Raw genomic sequence first — 22,009 nt, 5'->3', positions numbered from 1 at the left:
TGACTCGGAGAAGGGTTCTTAGGTATACGTTTCATTTGCCCATCAGATACTACTTTTGCGGCCTAGACCAGCACGCCACCAAATGGTCTTACAGGTTCGCTCTTGCCAAATTGCGGCTTGAAGCTGCGGGCAGGATATGCCCATTTTACTGCATTGCTGATCACTCTCAGAATTTCCGGCTTGTAATACGTCGGATAGGTTTCATGGCCTGGACGGAAGTAGAAGATTTTGCCTTCGCCGCGACGGAACGTACAGCCGCTTCGGAATACTTCCCCACCCTGGAAGTTGCTTACGAACACGAGCTCATCGGGTACCGGAATATCGAAGAATTCACCGTACATTTCTTCCTTTTCAAGTACAATCTTGCCTTCAATCCCATCCGCAATGGGATGAGAAGGATTGACACACCATACGATCTCCTGCTCGTCAGCTACACGCCATTTCAGATCACAACTGGTGCCCATCAAGGCCTTGAATGGTTTGGAGAAATGCCCGGAATGCAGAACAATCAATCCCATGCCGTTAAGTACTCGCTGTGCAACCTTCTGTGAGACCTCGTCGCTTACACGATCATGTGCCATATGTCCCCACCATATCAGCACATCTGTGGAATTCAGCACCTCATCACTTAAGCCGTGTTCAGGCTGATCCAGTGTAGCTGTCCGAATCGCAAATCCTTCGCCGCCGAGTCCGTCTGCCAGTGCCCGGTGCAATCCGTCCGGATAGACTTCCCTTACTTCATCGTGAATTTTCTCATGGACAAACTCATTCCAAATGGTGACGTTAATCATATTCAATTTCCCCCTAGTATAGCTCTAAACCCACCACATATCGCCCAGCGGTTCCTCAATCAATACTTGCTGGAGATTTTGTACGGCTTTAGAGAATCCTTCTTCAACCGACATCAGACCGTCTTCGTGTTCAATACTTACAACGTAATCGTAGCCTACGAGACGCAGGGCACTGATAATATCTGCCCAAGTCTTGTTATCATGACCATAACCTACCGAGCGGAACTGCCAAGCGCGGTCAAGCATGTTTGTGTAATCCTGCATATCTGTCAAACCATGTTTGTTTACGTTTACCGGATCGATCGTTGTATCTTTAGCATGGAAGTGATGGATCGCGCCTTCACGTCCCAGAATGTGGATCGCTTGTACCGGATCAATTCCTTGCCACCACATGTGACTTGGATCCAAGTTCGCACCAATGACTTCGCCTGCAGCTTCACGCAGTCTTAACAATGTAGCTGGAGTATGCACTGAGAATCCACCATGCAGTTCCAATCCTACTTTCACATTGTGATCTGCTGCATACTTGCCCCACTCTGTCCAGTACGGGATCACTTTGTTCTCCCATTGCCATTTCAACACTTCCTGGAAATCATTCGGCCACGGTGCAACAGGCCAGTTCGGATACTTCGCATCTTCATGGTCTCCCGGACATCCGGAGAATGTGTTCACTACAGGAACTTCCAGCTTTTGTGCCAATTGAACTGTTTTCACGAAATCATCGTGGAAACCTTTGGCGATATCTTTTTGCGGATGAAGCGGGTTACCGTGACAGCTCAGTGCGCTGATGGTCAGACCGCGTGATTCCACTGCATTTTTAAAGTTTTTCAGTGCTGCTTCATTGTTCAAAAGCTCCTCCGGGTTGCAATGTGCATTGCCTGGATGGCCTCCAGTTCCGATCTCTACTGCTTTCAAACCCTTGGATGCTACGTAGTCAAGTGCATCCTCCAATTTACGTCCTCCGAATAGTACCAAAAATACGCCGAGTTTCAAGTGCGATTCCTCCCTGGATTAAATATCGAATAATTGCTGATTAAATGAACCAAGAACTGCATAAATGTACCGTTCAGATCACAAGTTTGTTTTAATAGTGTGGAAAATCTAGAGCATTTCTATCCTGAAATTAAACGTAACAATACTGGTTATTCCAGATGGAAAAACCATCTTCCTGTGTTGCCCTAACTTCAACTTAAATCAACTGAATTACCTTAATTCGATTGCACAATTTCTGTCGGATCCTCATTTGCTTTGGTGGCTGCATTTGGATCGTAAGTACTCTCAAGCATAACGTGCTTGCCCTCCAAAGAAGAGCGCTGGAATGCATGCATCGCTTCTAGCACGTGATACGCGAGCTTGCCGCTGGCTTTGTGTTCCCGTCCGGCACGAATGGATTCGACCATCTCGGTAACACCAATTCCGCGTTCATTCTGACTGCTCTCGAAGACAGGGGTTACCGTTTCCCAGGTGTCCTGACCGAATCTGCGCAGCTTCACTTCCCCATTGAAATAGTTAGGATCCGGTACACTCAGCGTGCCTTCGGTTCCGTAAATTTCAATCCGAGGCAAGTCTGAAGCTCCACGAATATCGAAGCTGGTAATCATCGTTGCAATGGCTCCGTCAGTAAAATCGATGGTACCTGCCAGATGCGTCGGAGTTTGTACCCGGAGAGGCGTTCCTTCCTTCGGTCCCGAGCCAATAACACGATCGGTAATCTGAATGCCTGCAGAAGAGCTAATTCTCCGAATGGGTCCCAGCAATGTAACCAGCGCTGTCAGATAGTATGGTCCCATGTCAAACATAGGTCCTCCTCCCGCAATGTAAAAGAACTCGGGATCGGGATGCCATGCTTCAGGTCCGCCACCCATGAAGAAGGAAGTCGCCGCAATCGGTTTCCCGATCAGACCGTCTACAATAGCCTGACGTGCCGTCTGAATGCCTGATCCAAGGAAGGTATCCGGTGCGGAACCAACATACAATCCCTTCTCTTCAGCAAGTTCAATGACCTTGCGGCCGTCTTCAAGCGAAATGGCCAGTGGCTTCTCGGCATAGACATGCTTGCCTGATTCGAGCACAGCCAGATCGGTCATGGCATGACTGCCAGGCACCGTCAGGTTTAGCACAAGCTCGATTTCCTTATTTTGCAGCAACTCATCTACATTGTAAACGTTTGCGATATTAAATTCATCTGCCCGTTCCTGAGCACGTTCACGGATCAAGTCCGCTACGGCTACAATTTCAATGAGCGGGCTATTTTTCAGATTCTCCAGATAGATGGCGCTGATGTTACCGCACCCGATTATGCCTGCTTTTAATTTCTCCAATGTGACGTTCATCTCCTTACGGATGGTGAGAAGCTGTGATGAATGTTTTGTGCCTTGAATTTAATACTATGGTATTCCGTTTTGGGTTCAATTAAAATGAATAATATGATCGAAACATGAACTATCTGGTCATAATTTTCAAATTGCAAGGAGTATGCCAATGCCGACCGATTATTCCTGCCAGGTTCTTACAGCAGGCTTCTCATTTCATCGCAAACCCTATGCTGGTATTCATCCCGACGGGGTTAAGAACTACCTCCTAAGGCTGCAGACCGACGGTCGCTGCCGGGCACGAATAGACGGCGAGATGTCACTCGTCGATGCGGGCGATCTGCTTCTTTTCAGTCCGGACGAGCCTTATGAACTCAAAATAGACAATGAACGTAATCCGATGGGAGAACGACTCGTAGAGAGCGGTGACTACCATATCTTCTTTAATGGTTCCTGGGTGGATGAATGGTGGGAACGCCACAAAAGGCCAAACCGGATTAAGGTCGAATTGACCGAAAGCCTGCTGACCCTGTTCCGTCAACTCGTGCTGGAGCAGCGCCGAATCTCCAATCCATATCCCGAGATCTCCAGTTACTACATGCGTATCTTATGTCTGGAAGTGGATCGTCTTCTCTCCGAACATCCGACCATTACCAACACCAACTATGTGGCGTATGAAATAAAAAATTATATCGAGGAGAATGCTTCCTCCCTGTTCAAACTTGAAGATGTAGCAACCCATGTTGGCATCAGCGTGTCACGCGGGGTTCATCTGTTCAAGGAAGCGTTTGGCAAAAGTATCATGCAGTATACCCTGGACGTACGGCTGAACATGGCCAGAGAACGGATCATCTTCAGTCCAATGACCCTGGAGCATGTCGCCGAATCGTCGGGGTTTAACAATTACACGTATTTCCACCGCGTATTCCGCTCCCGGTTTGGCATGTCGCCCAAGGAATTCCGGCTCATACACCGGGAACAGATGTAGTATTATACGTAAATTCTGCTTATTTGCGCGCGGCGATTGCCTCCGACACCACCATGGCCAAGTCTTCGTTGCCAAACATGGACAACACACCCAGCACCGTATCATCCGGAATCTCTCCGGCTTCCTCCTTCGGCACAACCAGCTGCAGCACTTGCTGCAGCCGTTCATTGCTCTGCTGATCCGGGTAAGCTTGCCGGTACATCTCTTCTGGGTCCAGTCCATGATTGGCACACCACTGGGCAAATACAAGAATCATCATTTCTTCTTCCTGTTTATAGGTTTCTACGACCGCTTCTTCGATCTGTTTTCTGCGTTCCTTTTCATATTCGTCCATTGTGTCATTCCTCCATGAGTTATGTTCTTTATCCCGTTTCAACAAAAAATCACTTGCGAATCAGCTGCTCTGCCAGCTCATGGCTATCCATTACGTGACTGGAGCTAATGATGCAATCGTCCGGCGTGTCCAGGTTAGCCAAGAAATGATCTACGGCTCCGTTAAATCCTCTGCGCGTTAATATGGAGTCCCAGCTGCCGAAAGTTTCCTTGCGTTCAAGACCTCCTCCTTCGATATATCTGGCCTCTTCCATATTCACAACCTCTACCGATCTGCCTCCGCCGTGGAGTTCGATCTTCTCCAGGTCAGCCCCCGCCTCGCGCACCATATCAAATCGTCCGATGGCCTTTCTTCCAAGCTTGGCAGATCCGGCAGCATGAAGAAGCTGGTCCATATCATTCGTCCGGATCCATTGATGAACCAGCTCCACATGGTGATCCGAATACCATAACATCAGATCCAGCATATGAATCAGATCATCATAGATCGTTTTTGCTGCAGAAAGAATCTGAATGCCTGTCCGATGCTTAGTTAACATCAAGGATTCAAACCCCTGCCCGCCTTGCATCCACGCTTTCGCTTTCTGATACATGGGTGCAAATCTTCGGTTAAAGCCTACCGCAAGGAGCAGCCCCTGCGCCTCGGCAAAAGCAGTCATTTCTTCGGATTCACGCAAGGTGTAGGACAGCGGTTTGTCCACATATACAGCTAGTCCCCGTTCCAAACATTGCATAACAATGTCAAAATGTGCTTCCGTTGCTGTATGTACAAAAACGGCATCCAGATCCCAGGACAATAGTTCTTTCAGATCCGTCGTTCCGTTATCTAATCTATAAGCATGCTGAGCAGCCGCTACCGGCTCTGGAGAACGGTTCATAATACCGGCAATTTCCACATCAGGATGCGCGGTTAACAGGGGCAAGTATACTTTGTGAGCAATACCCCCAAGTCCGATGATCCCAGCTCGGGTTCGCTTCGTTGTTTCCATGATAAGCATTCCACCTTCAGATGAGTTCTAAGTTCCACGACCTATAGTTTAACCCTTCAGCCAGCAACATGCCAGTTGATCAGCACAAGAAGGATTGAATTATCCGGTTCCCTATCGAACGTGGTACACTTGGGTAGAAAGGCATGTAGGATCAGGAGATTGGAGTAGTGCCCTGACCTGAAAGGAGCGTTTGGGGATTTGCGGAAATGGTTATGGCTCCTCTTGTATGTTTTGCTCGCCGGAGTCACGTTTATTTACAGATATGAACTGCTGGCATGGACCGATCAGAATCAGTCCATACCCCTTCTAATTATCATAGCAATGCTTTTTGCATTGGTACCTGTGATTCCCTACAAGTTTGTAATCGCAGCTTTGGGGTACAGTTACGGCACCACAACAGCAGCTTGGGTATGCTGGGTGGGGACCACCCTCGCAGCAGTGCTCGTTTATGCGGGAGCGAGATATGCTTTTCGTCATCAGGCCAGAGCTTACCTGGATCGCATCCGTGGATTGAGTCGTTTTACCACCTGGATGGAGGCGCATCCCTTTATGGGCATTATGACGCTTCGCCTGCTTCCTGTTGTGCCTCAAACTGCGGTCAATATCTATGCCGGCATTACCTACACCCCTTTTTGGGTGTTCATGGTGGCTACGGCCATCGGGAAAATGCCTGCCATTTTAATTTTTGCCTATGCGGGCGCGCAAGCGGAAACTTCCATCTGGGCGAGTCTGCTCATTTTGTTGGGATACTTTGCCATTATGGGCCTTGTCTTGCTGCTGTTTCGTGTTCGCTCGCGAAAAAAGACCTGATTATTACTTATCACCTTGACTCACGGGCTTCCTCGTCCCTGTCCGGCTTGGTTGGCTTGCCAATTCAGGATATAATAGAAGTGTAAGCCAAATTCATTGATCTTCATCAGAAATGGAGTGACTATAGCATGGAACAACATTCAAGCGAAAAAGCAACATTTGCAGGCGGATGCTTCTGGTGTATGGTATCCCCCTTTGAGGAACTTCCCGGAATCCACAAGATCGTATCGGGTTATACAGGAGGACATACCGAGAATCCCACATATGAGGAAGTCTGTTCGGAGACGACAGGACACGTAGAGGCCGTTCAAATTACGTTCGACCCTTCCATCTTCCCTTATGAGAAGCTCGTCGAGTTATTCTGGCAGCAGATCGATCCGACAGATACGGGTGGACAATTCCATGACCGCGGATCTTCATACCAGACGGCCATCTTCTACCACAGCGAAGAACAGCGTCAGATTGCAGAAGCCTCCAAGGCGGCTCTGGAGCAGAGCGGACGGTTTGATAAGCCGATCTTTACACCCATTTTGCCTGCCAAACCATTCTATGAGGCGGAAGAACATCACCAGGACTACCACCACAAAAATCCGGCTCACTACAAACGGTATCGCAAAGGCTCCGGCCGTGAAGACTTTATCGAACGCAACTGGTCCGGCAATGTGGATAAAAGCAATCTGAAAGAGCGTCTGACTCCACTGCAATACGAAGTGACCCAGAATAATGCAACGGAACCTGCGTTCCACAACGAGTTCTGGGATCACCACGGTGACGGAATCTATGTAGATATCGTTTCTGGCGAGCCTCTCTTCAGCTCAACGGACAAGTACGATTCCGGCTGCGGCTGGCCAAGCTTCACGCGTCCATTGCGTGATTACAACGTGAAGGAAAAAACAGATCTCAGCCATTTCATGATTCGCACCGAAGTCAGAAGTCGTGAAGGGGATTCCCATCTGGGGCACCTGTTTAACGACGGTCCTGTCGAAGCGGGTGGTATGCGGTACTGCATCAACTCCGCTGCTCTTCGCTTTGTACCGAAGGAAGACTTGCAAAAAGAGGGATACGGCGAGTATGCAGTCCTCTTCAAATAAATTAAATACGACTGCCTGACCGTAGAACCAACACACGGTCCAAAAAAGCAGGAGCAGCGGGTTATCACCGGTGCTCCTGCTTTTTTCATGTTCTTATTTGAATCAGATGCGACATGTAAAGAATTCTTGACACCGACACATTTTTCCATTTACAATACAGCTGTAAAGAGTTCTTTACAACCTAGGGGCACGAAAAGAGGTTGATTCATGCAAAACCGCATAAAGCTGCTGCGTGAAGAGCTGGGCATATCCCAGGGCAAACTCGCCGAGATGTGCGACGTCAGTAGACAAACCATTAACGCCATAGAGAATGACAAATACGACCCCAGCCTTCCGCTCGCCTTTGCCATTTCCGAGGCGCTTGAGGTCACCATCGAGCAGTTATTTCAGTACGAAAGGAAGAACCCAGAATGAAAATAAAGCATTGGAAAATGACCCTTACAGGTGCTGCAGCATTTATTGTGCTTGCTACCGTTATTTATCGTACTGCAACAGGAAGGGACATTGGATTGAATGATATTGCTTCACTTGGTGCAGTTACGATCCTTTTCCTGTCAGCCCTAACTTGGGGCACCAAAGAGGATCGTGATGGGGTGCGTGAGGATGAGGAACTGGGCAGACACATTACGGAGCAGAGCTCGAAGGTGGGATATTTTATACTGACCCTGTTCATTCTGGTGGCAGTTGGCATAGATCAATGGGTCCATGAAAAGCCAAGCCTCCTGCTATTATCGTTGCTCGGACTTTCCATGGTTACGCTGCCTTTTATCGAATGGGTTCACATCCGCAAATACAGGACAACAGAGGATTAACGTGTTCTGCGCAGCATCCCTCCCCAGATGTGTTCCATTTACTTCTTCACATCCAGCTGACGATCCAGCCAATCCAGTAGGCAAATGGAATGAGCAGCAGCTGGGCCACAAGCGTGCCGAATAAACGAGATACCAGCATGCAGCCATAAATCTGATTCATTCGGTCCAAACGGATTTCGCCTCGCAGGGATTTGTCACTGAGCAGAGAAATTCGCGGATCGATCAGGATCGTTAGCAAAATGGTCGCAATTCCGTTAATTAGCCCTGTCGATTGAGAGGCAGCCACTGCCTGCCCTGGATATAGATAAGCTGCGTACAAACTGGATAATACGCCCGTTGTATAAATGGCTGTCACCGCTACATTAAGCGTCATTAGACGTCTTGGCATACCATGCTGCACTAGCCGCTTAGCCATCTTCCAGGAAGGTGGCGTAATATAGTAGGCTGCGTTTCTGATTTTGGTGCCGTTCAGCAACCCTCGTACCATCACCGGAATGGACCCCGCTGCTTCAAAATGCACAACCATTCTGGACGCAAGCTTCACCATTGTTGGAAAACACAATATGGCGATTGCGGTTCCTGCTGTCGCTGCCCCCATCAGCCAGTGCAGCTGCACGGCAAAATGTGAGTTCCCTCCACTTGCTGCGGTATCCACCAGATTCCCTACCATCGGTCCCTGGGCCATATTGGATGTACGCGATACCAGCAGCAGAATCCCCGACAAGGAAAGGGCCAGCGCAATTCTGCGGGTTCTTAGCCCGCCAAGACGAAGCGCATAGGACAGGCTGTCTGCAGCATGAATAAGCATGGTAAACAGCATCGGAATAGCCAGACTTAGACTGAACATATGATTGTACTCCTTTTATTTTCCTGTATTGGACTTTATGTACATGTGACAGCATTATACCCCTTTAGCATGCAAAAGTATAGGAATGCCATCCCTGTATGACAGCTCATTCCCCGTCACAGCCTGTCCATCTTGTCGTTTATCCCTTCTCCCACAGGGTAATATACAACTAACTCATTACTATACAGGAGGGATTCAAGCATGCCTTGGAATAAGAATGATTATCCGGTATCTATGAAAAATCTGGAGCCCCGTATCCGACATAAGGCGATTGAAATCGCCAATGCCCTGCTGGATGACGGGTATGAGGAAGGACGCGCAATAGCGATAGCCACTGCCAAAGCCGAAGAATGGGATGAGAACCACCCTGCAGCGGGTTCATCGGATTCGGGCCGATCATCTAGTAATAACGGCTCTACTTCTAAACGTCGCCATTCAGAGCCCGTCTCCTCTTCGAAAAGCCATGACAATATTCACGTCGTACCTACGGATTCGGGCTGGGCCATTAAGGAAGAAGGCCAATCCAAATATGTATCCACATTTGATACCAAATCTGAAGCGGTGAACGCCGCCAAAGAAATCAGCGACGAGCAGAACATTCGGGCCATTATTCATAACCAGGATGGACAAATCGCTTCTTCCATCAAACCCTGACAGGTTTGTGAATCGCCCTGACCTTGAATCCATATGAAGAGTTACTTTCCAGCTATGAAAAACAAAAAAAAAGTCCTTTTCACTGCCGCTCAGGCAGTCAAAAGGACTTTTTGGTTACTTTCATTTAATGTGTTACTCCTCTCGCCACCGAAGTCCGTGGTGCAGGGGCAGTCACCGCCTTGGCTGCCGAAGGCATGGATACCTTCACAGCTGAGGTCGTAACAGGCCGGCGTACCGGAACACTGACCACGTACGTAATGACTTTGCTGGCAATCCACACGGCCAGAATGGTATATAAAGTTTCTTTTACCGGAAGAAAGAAAAGGGATAAGCCCAGTACAAACGCATCACTGACAAAGAAAACTGTTCCCAGCTTCCATCCCTTCCAGCGGCTAACGAGCACGGCGAGAATATCGTCTCCGCCTGTCGCTCCGCCGAATCGGAGCACAATCCCTGCCCCTACACCCGTCAATACGCCGGATAGGACTGCCGGAATCCACAGGTTTCCGTTGAATGACATCTGCAATGTGGAGTATCGCTCAAAGCCGTCATAGAACAGGGAGAACGCGCCGACGCCAATCAGCGCCTGAATCATGAACTTCCAGCCCTTGATGAACCAGGCCAGAATCATGACCGGGATATCGAGTAACAGCATGCCAATGGCAGGCGATAACCCCGTGGCGTATTTTCCGAGCAGGGCCAGACCGACAAATCCGCCCTCCGATAAATGATTCTGAAAATTAATGTGATAGTAGGCAAATGCCAAAATAAAAGTACCGAGCAGCATGATGGCGAGTTTTCCCGCCTCAGCCTTAATGTGTTGTTTGGTTAACGATGTTCTCTTCATTCAGGTTCCCTCGCAGTTTGTAGGTTGGTTTTTAGACCGACCGTACCCTGCAAAAGGCAAGCCTGGAAGAAATCATCGTATTTGTCCTTCGAATATTCATTCCAATCCCCTCTTTCGCAGAGTCAGCCGTTTTTTTGAATACGGTTGGTTTACTCTACAAGGGGCGCTAAGTGTATGAGAGATCGTAACGTTTCCAGATCGTCCTTGGGGAGATTGTCCTTCGGGAACTCATGGTATCCTGATCCTTTCTGTCTGTTTGTGGTTAGCTACTTCAAATTAAACTGGCGAACATCACACGTTTGACTCATGAACTTTACACTTGACCACTACGATTGCAGCACCCTCTTCCGATCGCTGTTATTCCCGGATTTTTTGATTCCCTTCCAAAGGGAAATCCAGTAATAAACGCGAGCGCTTCGCTTCTCCAGATGGGTTCTGCATTCTTCGTTCCGTGTAAATGACTGTCTGATGAAAAACATGTAATTTTTACTATCCAGTTTAAACTTCTATAGCTAACTTGCTTGTTCTTCTATTATATAACACCGACGTGGACGGGTCTAAACAGCAGACCCTTCAAAAATGCTCATAAAGCATGCTCTGGGCGGCTCCAGCAGGCAAACAGCCACACCAGGACAATCAATGCTTACTAATGGTGCAACCTGCTCCTTCATTCTATGACCGATGATTGCGAATATAACTGTCCAGTCACCCAACTGTGACAATTTGGGGCCATTTTTTATTTTCTTGCGAATTTTGAAGGAATCATCGGGAGCTTTCACATACACTATAGCAAACGAAATCGGCTCATTCTTGACCAGCGTGGACGTTTTCCAGACTTACTCTGCTTTTTATGGTATAATATAACAATTGATTCCCACTACCGTTTAAGCGAGGCGGATTGATGAAAACGTTGAAGCCAAGAGTCTTTATTGGCTGCTCGCTGGAAGCGAAGCCGATTGCAGCCGCAGTACACGAAAATTTGCGTTTCTCAGCCGAAGTTACTCCTTGGTACTCCGGTGTTTTCAATCCAAGCAGCTATACGATGGACGATCTGGAAACAGAGGTGCGCACGACGGACTTTGCCATTTTTATTTTTCATCCGGATGATATATCCAAAATTCGCGGGAAGTACTATGCATCTGTCAGGGATAATACAATGCTGGAAATGGGTTTGTTTATGGGCCGTTTGGGACGGAAGCGTATTTTTTTCATACTTCCGGAGGATATTACAGACATCAAGGATGCTGCAAAAATCGAGGGATTACGTATGCCTACCGATCTTCTTGGTTTGAATCCACTGGTCTATGAGATTCGTTCTGATGGCAAGTGGGCGCCAGCCGTGTCGGTTGCATGCTCCAAAATCGCTGACAGTATAGAAGAACAAGGACGATGGGTAGATCCAGAATTGGAAAAAATCATCAATCAGCATAAAGTGACTGAAGGAGAAGCACGATTGCAATTGCTAAAGCTTCTAAGGTTCTTCAGAGAGCTGCTGCGGGTTCGCAAAGCTGATGCCGCCATGCTCGACCGAATGAGTGATGCCCTTCGTACGGCATTTGTGTCCCATCCTCCATTCGCAGTACGTGGTACAGCCATATACCGTACAGATGACAGTGGTTATATCGAGCAATTATGTGGTAATGTAGGGGAACCGGGGAGAAAATATGAGTTGTCTGCCAATGACGACAAAGAGCCGGATGACCCCAAGCGCATCCTGGTCATTGATTCTTACCGTGAAAATAAAATCAAGATTAACCTGTATGACGATTACCTTGAGAAAGAATATCTGCTATGCTATCCTGTAGCCAAGAGGTATGTGATTACGGTTCATATTATTGGACATATAGAAGCGGATGAGGCGGTATTTCAACAGATTGACCTACAGAATCGTCAACTGTTTAACGCCATCAACGATTTGTTAGGAGGCGAACCGGAATGAAACCGGAAATGAAAAAAATAAGCAAGCGCTGGGGCAGCGAAAAGAAGGTACGCCTCAGCTCTGCGCCCGAATCATCACGACCGGTTCCGGAACCTAAGGAAGAAGATCGTTTCCACAAACCGGCCGTCCCGCTAATTACGATCGGCCCCTCGCTTAAGGGGAAGGAACGACCTTATAAGGTCATCCTGGAAAAAGAAGCTTTGTACGAGAAACCTCAATATTTAGCTTAACTTTCTATGCATTGTTCTCGATTCTGCCGCTGAAATCGATAGTACGTCCAGGCCCCGCCGCCCAAGGCAGGGGCTTTTTTGTTGGCATTCTCTCGCAAGTAAACCAACCAACCGGAACATCCTCTTCCCACTAACCTCGTAAAGCTTAAGAATCCAGCCCTGGAATTGCATTTGGCCATTTCTTACGCTCTTAGGTTTCCTGCAAAACCCAGAAATTATACCTAAAATTTGGAGTATGCTTGTCCTGATCAATCATCCCCATAATGAATGTACATGGCCCTGCCGAAAGCCTAATCCCATTTTTTTCTTGTTGTATTCCGTATCATCATTGCATATATTGATTATAATATAAGAACACATGTTCTGTAAATATATATGTTCGAATTCAAGGTTAAGGAAGTGAATGTATGTCATCCTCCCCTTCCGCCCCATCCCCTACGGATGAAGACCATCAATTGGTTAAAAGCCTTGTTGTGCGTACCCTGCTGCTGGATGTGCTTGAACGGGATATTCACACCCTGGATTCACTTCTGCTGAAAATGCCCGAGGTGTACGTCCTATCCCTGACCCGCATTCAAAATCAGGTACTACAAGAAATGCTGGTAGTTCGGCAGCAGATGCGGAAACGCGGTGTCAAAATTCTTGAGGAGAAACGTGAACAGGATGGCATTGAAACAGTCTACCTGTGCAGGGGATATTGGCAGCGGTTCTATATGCTCTGGACGTTCGCACGTAATGAAGTCAAGCAAGAACTCAGCCGACATCTGCATATTGATCTGACGCAGCGCTTGTAGCTTGAACCAGAATACAGGTTGACCCGGAGTGGCCGGGTTCATTAAGATGGAATGGAACATTATCGTTATCAACGATGAACCTATATTAGACGTGAAATGAATTCTTCCTAAAACAAAAAAGCCTGTCGTCTATAATAAGGCGAACAGACTCTATGATTAGAAATTCCCTCAGACGTCTCATTACTCAAGGAGTTGTACTTCATGAATTCAAATTCGGGTAACCAACCATCCACCAGATATACAGGCATTGCTGCAGATGTCACCGAGTTGATCGGACAGACGCCGGCTGTAAAACTCAATAGGCTCACAGGCAGCGACTCTGCTGACGTATATGTCAAACTGGAATATTTCAATCCAAGCGGCAGTGTCAAGGACCGTGCCGCTTACAATCTGATCGTTCAGGCTGAACGGGCAGGGCTGCTGCTTCCCGGAGCAACCATCATCGAGCCGACCAGCGGCAACACCGGCATCGGTCTGGCCATGAATGCAGCCGCCAAAGGATATAAGGCCATTCTCGTCATGCCGGACAATATGTCCAAGGAGCGCATCAACATTCTGAAAGCCTATGGCGCAGATGTCGTACTCACTCCAGCGGCTGAACGGATGCCCGGAGCTATCCGCAAAGCCAAGGAGCTTCATGCTGACATTCCGGGAAGCTTCATTCCTCAGCAATTCGAGAATCAGGCCAATCCGGACATTCACCGGGTTACCACTGCTCCCGAGATTATACAGCAGATGGAGGGCAAGCTGGATGCCTTCATTGCAACCGCGGGCACAGGCGGCACCATTACCGGAACAGGTGAAGAGCTGCGCAAGCAGCTGCCGGATATCCGAATCTATGCGGTGGAGCCCAAAGGTTCACCCGTGCTGTCCGGCGGTGAGCCCGGTCCCCACAAGCTCGTCGGTACAAGTCCGGGGTTCATACCGGACATTTTGAATACCGACGTGTGGGACTCCATTATCCAGGTGTCCGATGAGGATGCACTGGATACCATGCGGCAGCTTGCTGCCCGGGAAGGGCTGCTGCTCGGCCCTTCATCTGGTGCTTCGGCCTGGGCCGCACTGCGCATTGCGCGGGAATTGGGGCCAGGCCACCGAGTGCTCTGTATTGCGCCGGATACCGGGGAACGGTATTTGAGCATGGGTATTTTTTAACACAACATAATCTGTACTCCCAAAAAAGGCTGTCCCTTAAGTCATCATGTTGACCGAGGGCAGCCTATTCACGTTCACTTACTCCATGAACCTGATACACGCTTAGCTAGGAGTAAGGGAAACTCCACTTCAGGCACCCTCAATATCATATCAAAATCAAAATAAGCTCCTGCTCACCTGCAGATGATTCATCCGCAGAGAACAAGAACTTATTCGATAAGGAATCATTTTAAGAACATTTAACCTAAACCAATCAGTGTGTCAACGTGGTCCATTCCACACCTTTGGGAAGCAGGGCCGCAATGCGGTCTTTGGCTTCCTTTCTGGTATACAGCGATTCATCGAGAATAACCGCAGAACCCGAGTCACTGCTTGTGCGAATCAAACGTCCCAGACCTTGCTTCACGCGCAGCAGCATGTATGGAAGATCAATCTCTTCGTACGGTGCCGCCGATGCACTGCGTTTAGCATTAAATACAGGATCCTGCGGTGGATACGGAAGCGACCAGATCATGACATTGGATAATGAAGGTCCTGGAACGTCCAGTCCCTCCCACAGATTGACGGAGCACAGCACACTCTCCTCATCCTGCTGGAACGCTGCAATCAGATCACTGATCTCCCGGTCGCCTTCGTACATGAATCGCAGTCCCTGCGCTTCCGGAACATGAACGATGTCCTGTTTAAACGTTCGCAGCTCTTCCATGGTACGGAACAGAATAAGCGCACGACCGCCACTTTCCTGAAGCATCGACACAGCATCTCGCATCCGATTTTCGTTCTCCGGGTGACCTGGCACAGCTTGATCTGTAATCTTCATCTGCATTTTATCCGCATAGTCATATGGAGAAGCAACCGAGAATGATACAAAATCATCAATCCCCAGACTGTCCGCTACATAACGGAAGGAATTGTCCACAGACAAGGTTGCAGACGAGAATACAATTGGAATCCCGGTATTGAACACGCGCTCGTTCAGGATTTCTTTTACCGTGCGAGGCATGATGGACAGTGTCGTCTCGTCCTCATTCTCTTCAGCCCAGCAAATGTAGCCATCTTCCTTGCGGAACAGAGACAATGCTGTCTGGATCATATCCAGATGTTCTTCCACTACTCGCATTTGATACCCATCCAGCGAGAACAGTCCGCTCTCAAACACCAATTCTTCACCGATGGCATCCAGCACACTGGTCAGACGTTCAATTTCACGCAGCAGCGGTGCTTCTACCCGAACTTCCTTCCGTTCCGATCCAGGGATAGCTACCGTGTAGGTATCCAGCAGCTTAAACAATCGTTCACTGCTCTCAATGGCTTCGTCCACACGTTCTGCAAGGGTTTCACGAATCTCCCCTTCCAAAAGCCGGGTTACAAGTTCCTCAAAGATGCGGTGTTTCAGTTTATAGCTGAGTGCGTTCAGCGCTGCCTCTTCAAGCAGATGTCCTTCATCAAATACAACCGAGCTGTGATCAGGCAACAGCGGCAGCTGTCCCTCGCGTTTGCGGGCCTCATAGGTCCACACATGCTCCATGTAATAATCATGGGAGCAAATGATGATGTCCTTGGAGCGGCGATAGTGGTCACGTGATAACGTCAGGCCGCAGCGTTGTCTTTTTGGACAAACAAAGCAATCCTGGAATGGGTCCCAGTTGATCTTGTTCCACTGGCGATCGTTCAAATGCGGATACTGTTTGCGGTCACCATAGGGATGGAAAGCCTGAAGCGTTCCAGGTGTATTCACGAAGTCCGGCAGGCTCTCATGCACTTCTTCAATGACAGGCGCATCCTCATCCGCGAATCGCACCGCACTTAATTTGTTCAAACAAACGTATTGATCTGGTGATTTACCGAGACGAGCGTCCACCTGAAGATCCAGATGTTCAGCCAGCTTCGCAATATCTCCGCCCGGCTTCACCAATTGTTCAATCAATGACTCATCGGCGCAGGCAATCACTGCCGGTTTGCCCGTATAACGTGCATAACAGACCGCATAGAGCAGGTAGACTAACGTCTTGCCTGTCCCTACACCAGCCTCAGCCATAATAGTCTTTTTATCTCCATAGGCCCGTTCGAGCTGGTACGCCATAAAAATCTGTTCATCCCGTACCTCGAAGCCGGACTCAGGCAAAATATCGTAAAAAACATCGGCTACCCACTCTCCCAATCGGGATACAAAGGGCTCTGCCGGGTCATATGCAAAAGGATAACGTTGTGTAGACAATCCTTGGTCAGCCTCCTTCTTATACAAGCGGTCCTCAACATTTCCCGTTCAAAAAAGGCCGCTGGGCAAAAGTTAATTATCTCACACCATGAGGTAAGTGACAAGCTTTTTTTACTACAAGAAATGTATAGAACAAGGATGCAGGGAAAATATATATTCGAATCCATCAAAAGGAAAGGCGGTGCTCCATGAATCATCATTCTTCACACTCAGAGCATTCCCCAGACACGTCACCAGAGACTTTAACGGATCGTCAGGGCCATCCTGTCACCGATAATCAGAATGTCCGAACCGTCGGCAGCCGGGGACCGACTACGCTGGAGAATTATCATTTTCTCGAAAAGATTACGCATTTTGACCGCGAACGTATTCCTGAGCGGGTGGTACATGCACGCGGTGCTGGTGCTCATGGCATATTTGAAGCATACGGAACAGCGGGTGATGAACCCGTATCCAAATATACACGTGCTCGTCTGTTTCAGGAGAAAGGCAAACAAACCCCTGTGTTTGTCCGTTTTTCCACGGTAATCCATGGGGGGCATTCACCAGAGACGCTCCGTGACCCGCGCGGCTTCGCTGTGAAATTTTATACCGAAGACGGCAACTGGGATCTGGTTGGCAACAACCTGAAAATCTTTTTCATTCGTGATCCGCTGAAATTCCCGGATATGGTACATGCCTTTAAACCGGACCCGTTGACCAATGCACAGGACATGGAGCGGTTTTTCGACTTCGTTTCGCTTAGTCCAGAAGCTACCCATATGATTACGTTCCTCTTCTCTCCATGGGGAATACCGGCCAATTATCGCCAAATGCAGGGATCGGGCGTCAATACATACAAATGGGTAAACCAAGAAGGCACGGGCGTGCTCATTAAATATCACTGGGAACCACTGAAGCAAGGGATACGGAACCTGCTGCAAAAAGACGCGAGCGAGATTCAGGGACAGAATTTCAACCATGCCACCCTGGATCTGTATCATGCGATTGAACAGGGCGATTACCCGGAGTGGGAGCTGTGCGTACAGATCATGGAAGACGGCGAACATCCGGAGCTGGACTTCGATCCACTCGATCCGACCAAGCTGTGGCCGCCAGAGCAATTTCCATTTTTGCCTGTTGGAAAAATGACCTTGAACCGCAATCCTGAGGATTACTTTAACGAAGTGGAACAAGCTGCGTTTGGCACGGGTGTTCTCGTGGATGGGCTGGATTTCTCAGATGACAAATTACTGCAAGGGCGCACCTTCTCCTACTCGGATACCCAACGTCACCGGGTTGGAGCGAACTATTTGCAGCTGCCTGTGAATGCTCCCAAAAATCGCGTAGCTACCAACCAAAGCGGTGGTCAGATGCAGTACAAAGTTGATCGCGCGCCAGGACAGAACCCGCATGTGAACTACGAGCCTTCTTCTCTGGGGGGTCTGTCCGAAGCGGCTCCACGCGGCAAGGAGCATGAACCCCTTATTGAAGGTCGTCTGGTTCGGGAGAAAATTCCGCGTCCTAACGACTTCGGTCAAGCCGGTGATACATACCGGGCGTTTGAAGATTGGGAGCGAGAGGAACTTGTCAGCAACCTGGTTGATGCACTCTCCAAATGTAAACCGGACATTCGTGAACGCATGATCTCACACTTCACTCAGGCCGATGCCGACTACGGTCGCCGTGTAGCTGAAGGACTGGCATCTGTGCCGACCGATGACAGTGCCACGGTTCAGCCGAAACATGAACCAAGCGCGGAAGAAGCATCCCGGCGCGGGCACGAAGCAGATCCGTATTAAAATTCGAAACAAGGACAGCTGGTGACAGAAGAGGTTAGCAAGTAGTACCGTATCGAAATTCATCTTGGATCGTGACCACCATGTGGCAAGGGTCCCGATGGCATCTGCCTAATGCAGCTGTAATCGGGGCTTTTTTGAGTTATATCCATGGACAAATAATCTTCCAATTAAGTCCGTCTTTTCCAATTTTAATGAAGTCCAGGTTCATTTCGGTGGATCAACCTTGTTTTCATGCCATTTTGTCATCCAGTTGACCCCTTCCCCGCGTTCATTTCAGATGATTGCTCGTTAAATTAAGGCGATCTGCCAATGTAAGGATTATGCACCACCTTTTAAATAGCAACACTTGAGACCTCGATGTCTGACATACCGGCTTGTATAGCTGACCTAATGAAATGATTATTGTTGATAACGCTTACACGTTTTACGATGAACCTGTGCCTTACCGAAATGCACTATCCCATTAACCAAGGAGGTTTCACAATGAAATGGTTCCCTTCTGTTTCTAATTATCCATCTGTACGCTCTGAACGTTCGTTGAAATCGAAAATGGCCTGCCTCTGCCTGTGTGCTGCTTTTCCTGTATTGTTATTTGGCGGGGGGTCCGCTGGAGCGTTGGAACTCATCGAGAATGGTGCACAAAATTCATCAGAACAGGCTGCCTCGACAACTACCGCTACACTCGCTGCTGGTGATTTATATGTCGCTCCTAACGGATCAGCAAGCAATCCGGGAACATTGGCAAGCCCAACCACACTCGCAAATGCACTGACTCAGATTACTCCGGGCAAGACCATTTATCTGCGAGGTGGAACCTACAGCTTTTCGGAAACGGTTACCATTGAACGAGGCAACAGCGGGACAGCGGGACAGCGCAAAAATCTGATTGCCTACGGATCGGAGAAGCCTATCTTCGATTTCTCGGCCCAAGCCTTTGCGTCCACGAATCGGGGCTTGCAAATGTTCGGGGACTACTGGTTGGTTAAAGGGCTTGAAGTAAAAGGGGCAGGCGATAACGGGATTTTTATCGGGGGCAGTTACAACCGTCTGGAGCAGATCGAGGCTCATCATAATCGGGATACGGGGATTCAGCTGGGACGATATGCTTCCACCGCCGCCAAGAGTGAATGGCCTGCTTACAATGAAGTCATCCGCTCCTACTCTCACGACAATTATGATCCTGATAACGGCGAGGATGCAGACGGTTTTGCCGCGAAATTGACCGTGGGCCCGGGCAACCTCTTCGATGGCTGCATTGCAGCCTACAATGTGGATGATGGATGGGATCTATACAGCAAAACGGATACGGGTGCTATCGGTGTGGTCACGATTCGTAACAGTATTGCGTACGCCAACGGAGCTACTTCCGACGGTACATCCACCACCGATAGTGATGGAAACGGATTTAAGCTAGGCGGAGAGAAAATTGCCGTGAATCATATTGTGGAAAACAGTATTGCCTTTAATAATAAAAAACATGGCTTCACATACAACAGTAATCCCGGTTCGATCCAGATGAAAAATAACACGTCCTGGAACAACGGCCAAAGCAATTTTGCCTTCGATGTAGGCACCCATATCTTCACCAACAATCTGTCCTTCCAGGGCGGCGCCAGTGACAAAACAAGCGGAACGGACGTCAGCAGTACCAACGTCTGGTGGAAAAACAAAAAGAGCGTAAATGACAAAGGCCTGCTCGCGAGTGCAGACGACTTTGTCTCCCTTGTACCATCTGTAACTCGCAGCAGCGATGGGACGCCTGTACTGGGTAATTTCCTGAAGCTTGCTGCAGGGAGTGATCTGATTGGCTCGGGTACGCCATCCGGTACAAATATTGGGGCGCGGTAATATATAATAGTTTAAGAAATCCCCTTCCTTATTTCCGTCCTTAATGGCGGTTAAAGTGAGGGGGATTTTTGAGATTCGACGGGGGGAAGTTGGGTCGAATTGCATTGTGTTTTGTTGAATTCCCGCTAAACACAGTGGACTGATGTCAGTTTTAGATGGATAAGTGCTCACGCTCAACCTTTGCCTAAAATCTCAATAATAAGTCTGCCACCTGTGCGAAAACCCTGCTCAAACGCAGTTTCCACGTACATAGATGTAGATTGCCCAATCAAGTCGATCAGTTGCTCCAAAGTATCGTATTCTGTATCTGGAAGCTTTGTTTTGTAGTTTTGCATCATGTCCGATATTTGGCAGTTGATCTCTTGATACTCAGCTTGTTCAGGATGAATCGACTCATCCAACCGCAGGTTTCCGTGAAACAAATCTTCGATCAGGTTTGACATGTTATCCTTCATGGTAAGGACACCTCAGGAAGCTTGTACATTAAGACATAAGGTGGGCTGAGAATTTAGCGGGAAATCCGCTAATTAATATTTTTTTGTATTTGTGAGATTAAGCCAAAGTTAGATATACATAACACCAAATGATCACCTAATTAGCACTGTAAAACAGGTTTATAGCTATCGCATACTTAGCCAAAATACCATCAACATTACATCTATTTAGGTACTTTTGAATAATTAATGCTAACTTTTTCACCAAATAGTGAACCAGCTATTTCTCGGGGTAGAGTTTATTTTCCACTAATCATATCTGCAAAAAGATTATGATTTATTTCTATACGATATTCAAAGATAAGATTTCTAATTTCTTTTTTTCTTTCAATTAACTTGTAATTAATGCTTTCAGAATTATCATTTTTAATATGTTCAACCAAAATAAATTCAAATTCTACATACTCATCAACTTTCTTCTCCAATCTTTTTTCCTTGCTCACCTCGAAATATTTGCTTTTTAGATCTATTGCCTTTTCAACAACATCATCCAATACCTTGCATTTATATAATTTTTGATTTGGTAAAAGATATAGAAAATAATAAGGTAAATTAAATTTTGTTATACCTTTAAAGTAATATCCTTTACTATTAACAAAACTTACGAGAAGTTTTTCGAATTTACTTCGAGAAATATGGAAGCCTAGAATCTTAGAAATACATTCTCTTAATTCTTCCGGATAAGTTTTAATAAGCCTTACAATTTCATTATTTTTCTTTGTTCCTGGAATATCTGTATATAACTTACCAGCTTTGTCATTATGAAGTGGACAAGCTTGATATGCAAATTTATCAAAATCAGCTAACTGCGATACATCTTCAGTGAAATGTCTCCCATGTAATTCTCGTTTTCTTTTTCTATCCGTTTGATCATTAATATATAAACCAATAAAACTTATTGGATTTCCACAGGCAGGACATATTGCTAAGTATCTCATCCTTTTTCTAATTTCTTGGCAGTAAGGATATTTTTTATCAGTCAACATTTCGAAATTTGCTCTAGTAATTTTATATGTCTTATTATCATTAAGTATCTTAAATGAATCCATATCTTACTTCCTTCTTGAAAGTTTTTA

The 22,009-nt window shown here is 47.5% G+C and carries 22 protein-coding genes; 12 read left to right on the top strand and 10 right to left on the bottom strand.

What is annotated here, in order from left to right:
* Positions 1-62: 62 nt before the first annotated feature.
* The 3 genes from ABIC22_RS19170 to ABIC22_RS19160 all read right to left on the bottom strand — a co-directional run bounded on the left by ABIC22_RS19170 (position 63) and on the right by ABIC22_RS19160 (position 3,112).
* Positions 63-791, bottom strand: coding sequence for a ThuA domain-containing protein (locus tag ABIC22_RS19170; RefSeq protein WP_127537906.1), 729 nt, complete (start codon positions 789-791; stop codon positions 63-65).
* Between the two features lie 24 nt (positions 792-815).
* On the bottom strand, positions 816-1,784 hold the full coding sequence (locus ABIC22_RS19165; protein ID WP_095290356.1) for a sugar phosphate isomerase/epimerase family protein: 969 nt from the start codon (positions 1,782-1,784) through the stop codon (positions 816-818).
* A 215-nt stretch (positions 1,785-1,999) separates the two neighbouring features.
* Positions 2,000-3,112 (bottom strand): Gfo/Idh/MocA family protein, encoded by a 1,113-nt coding sequence (locus ABIC22_RS19160; RefSeq protein ID WP_095290354.1) that lies wholly within the window; start codon positions 3,110-3,112, stop codon positions 2,000-2,002.
* Between the two features lie 160 nt (positions 3,113-3,272).
* Between ABIC22_RS19160 and ABIC22_RS19155 the strand changes: the two genes are divergently transcribed.
* Positions 3,273-4,091 carry a helix-turn-helix domain-containing protein gene (locus ABIC22_RS19155; protein WP_095290352.1) on the top strand — a complete coding sequence of 273 codons (819 nt, stop codon included), beginning with the start codon at positions 3,273-3,275 and terminating at the stop codon, positions 4,089-4,091.
* A 19-nt stretch (positions 4,092-4,110) separates the two neighbouring features.
* Here the strand turns inward: ABIC22_RS19155 and ABIC22_RS19150 are convergent, their stop codons facing one another.
* Positions 4,111-4,425, bottom strand: coding sequence for a hypothetical protein (locus ABIC22_RS19150; RefSeq protein ID WP_095290350.1), 315 nt, complete (start codon positions 4,423-4,425; stop codon positions 4,111-4,113).
* Between the two features lie 49 nt (positions 4,426-4,474).
* Positions 4,475-5,413 (bottom strand): Gfo/Idh/MocA family protein, encoded by a 939-nt coding sequence (locus tag ABIC22_RS19145; protein WP_354483133.1) that lies wholly within the window; start codon positions 5,411-5,413, stop codon positions 4,475-4,477.
* 198 nt (positions 5,414-5,611) lie between these two features.
* Between ABIC22_RS19145 and ABIC22_RS19140 the strand changes: the two genes are divergently transcribed.
* The 4 genes from ABIC22_RS19140 to ABIC22_RS19125 all read left to right on the top strand — a co-directional run bounded on the left by ABIC22_RS19140 (position 5,612) and on the right by ABIC22_RS19125 (position 8,126).
* Positions 5,612-6,223 (top strand): TVP38/TMEM64 family protein, encoded by a 612-nt coding sequence (locus ABIC22_RS19140; protein ID WP_127537904.1) that lies wholly within the window; start codon positions 5,612-5,614, stop codon positions 6,221-6,223.
* 128 nt (positions 6,224-6,351) lie between these two features.
* Positions 6,352-7,314 carry a peptide-methionine (S)-S-oxide reductase MsrA gene (gene msrA, locus ABIC22_RS19135; RefSeq protein WP_095359314.1) on the top strand — a complete coding sequence of 321 codons (963 nt, stop codon included), beginning with the start codon at positions 6,352-6,354 and terminating at the stop codon, positions 7,312-7,314.
* 207 nt (positions 7,315-7,521) lie between these two features.
* Complete coding sequence (locus tag ABIC22_RS19130; RefSeq protein WP_127537903.1) at positions 7,522-7,728, top strand: helix-turn-helix transcriptional regulator; 207 nt, start codon at positions 7,522-7,524, stop codon at positions 7,726-7,728.
* Positions 7,725-8,126, top strand: coding sequence for a hypothetical protein (locus ABIC22_RS19125; protein WP_127537902.1), 402 nt, complete (start codon positions 7,725-7,727; stop codon positions 8,124-8,126). Before ABIC22_RS19130 ends, ABIC22_RS19125 begins: the two co-directional genes overlap by 4 nt.
* A gap of 46 nt (positions 8,127-8,172) precedes the next feature.
* Here the strand turns inward: ABIC22_RS19125 and ABIC22_RS19120 are convergent, their stop codons facing one another.
* Positions 8,173-8,973, bottom strand: a complete 801-nt coding sequence (locus tag ABIC22_RS19120; RefSeq protein WP_127537901.1) for a lipid II flippase family protein — start codon at positions 8,971-8,973, stop codon at positions 8,173-8,175.
* A gap of 201 nt (positions 8,974-9,174) precedes the next feature.
* Between ABIC22_RS19120 and ABIC22_RS19115 the strand changes: the two genes are divergently transcribed.
* Positions 9,175-9,627, top strand: coding sequence for a DUF2188 domain-containing protein (locus ABIC22_RS19115; protein WP_354483129.1), 453 nt, complete (start codon positions 9,175-9,177; stop codon positions 9,625-9,627).
* A 124-nt stretch (positions 9,628-9,751) separates the two neighbouring features.
* Here ABIC22_RS19115 and ABIC22_RS19110 read toward each other — a convergent pair whose 3' ends face one another.
* Positions 9,752-10,474 carry a YitT family protein gene (locus ABIC22_RS19110; RefSeq protein ID WP_154895470.1) on the bottom strand — a complete coding sequence of 241 codons (723 nt, stop codon included), beginning with the start codon at positions 10,472-10,474 and terminating at the stop codon, positions 9,752-9,754.
* A 901-nt stretch (positions 10,475-11,375) separates the two neighbouring features.
* On the opposite strand from ABIC22_RS19110, the gene ABIC22_RS19105 reads away from it, so the two are divergent.
* From ABIC22_RS19105 to cysK, 4 genes are all read left to right on the top strand, one after another.
* Positions 11,376-12,413 carry a nucleotide-binding protein gene (locus ABIC22_RS19105; RefSeq protein WP_127537898.1) on the top strand — a complete coding sequence of 346 codons (1,038 nt, stop codon included), beginning with the start codon at positions 11,376-11,378 and terminating at the stop codon, positions 12,411-12,413.
* On the top strand, positions 12,410-12,643 hold the full coding sequence (locus tag ABIC22_RS19100; protein WP_095290332.1) for a hypothetical protein: 234 nt from the start codon (positions 12,410-12,412) through the stop codon (positions 12,641-12,643). Before ABIC22_RS19105 ends, ABIC22_RS19100 begins: the two co-directional genes overlap by 4 nt.
* A 407-nt stretch (positions 12,644-13,050) precedes the next feature.
* The gene (locus ABIC22_RS19095) at positions 13,051-13,437 is read left to right on the top strand and encodes a YhjD family protein (protein ID WP_354483124.1); all 387 of its coding nucleotides are present in this window, start codon (positions 13,051-13,053) and stop codon (positions 13,435-13,437) included.
* A gap of 201 nt (positions 13,438-13,638) precedes the next feature.
* Positions 13,639-14,592 (top strand): cysteine synthase A, encoded by a 954-nt coding sequence (gene cysK, locus ABIC22_RS19090; protein ID WP_354483121.1) that lies wholly within the window; start codon positions 13,639-13,641, stop codon positions 14,590-14,592.
* 253 nt (positions 14,593-14,845) lie between these two features.
* Here the strand turns inward: cysK and ABIC22_RS19085 are convergent, their stop codons facing one another.
* Entirely contained in the window at positions 14,846-16,810 is a 1,965-nt protein-coding gene (locus tag ABIC22_RS19085; RefSeq protein WP_354483119.1) for an ATP-dependent DNA helicase, read from the bottom strand.
* A 188-nt stretch (positions 16,811-16,998) separates the two neighbouring features.
* On the opposite strand from ABIC22_RS19085, the gene ABIC22_RS19080 reads away from it, so the two are divergent.
* Entirely contained in the window at positions 16,999-18,591 is a 1,593-nt protein-coding gene (locus tag ABIC22_RS19080) for a catalase (RefSeq protein ID WP_354483116.1), read from the top strand.
* Between the two features lie 483 nt (positions 18,592-19,074).
* Complete coding sequence (locus ABIC22_RS19075; RefSeq protein WP_354483113.1) at positions 19,075-20,439, top strand: right-handed parallel beta-helix repeat-containing protein; 1,365 nt, start codon at positions 19,075-19,077, stop codon at positions 20,437-20,439.
* A gap of 173 nt (positions 20,440-20,612) precedes the next feature.
* Here ABIC22_RS19075 and ABIC22_RS19070 read toward each other — a convergent pair whose 3' ends face one another.
* The gene (locus ABIC22_RS19070) at positions 20,613-20,894 is read right to left on the bottom strand and encodes a DUF6809 family protein (protein ID WP_354483111.1); all 282 of its coding nucleotides are present in this window, start codon (positions 20,892-20,894) and stop codon (positions 20,613-20,615) included.
* 278 nt (positions 20,895-21,172) lie between these two features.
* Entirely contained in the window at positions 21,173-21,982 is an 810-nt protein-coding gene (locus ABIC22_RS19065; RefSeq protein ID WP_354483108.1) for a hypothetical protein, read from the bottom strand.
* Positions 21,983-22,009: the final 27 nt, after the last annotated feature.

The sequence above is a fragment of the Paenibacillus sp. PvP094 genome (assembly GCF_040546835.1).
In the GTDB taxonomy this organism is placed as follows: domain Bacteria; phylum Bacillota; class Bacilli; order Paenibacillales; family Paenibacillaceae; genus Paenibacillus; species Paenibacillus illinoisensis.
Note: the sequence above shows the minus strand (reverse complement) of the source record. Positions and strands in the feature narration are given on the sequence as shown.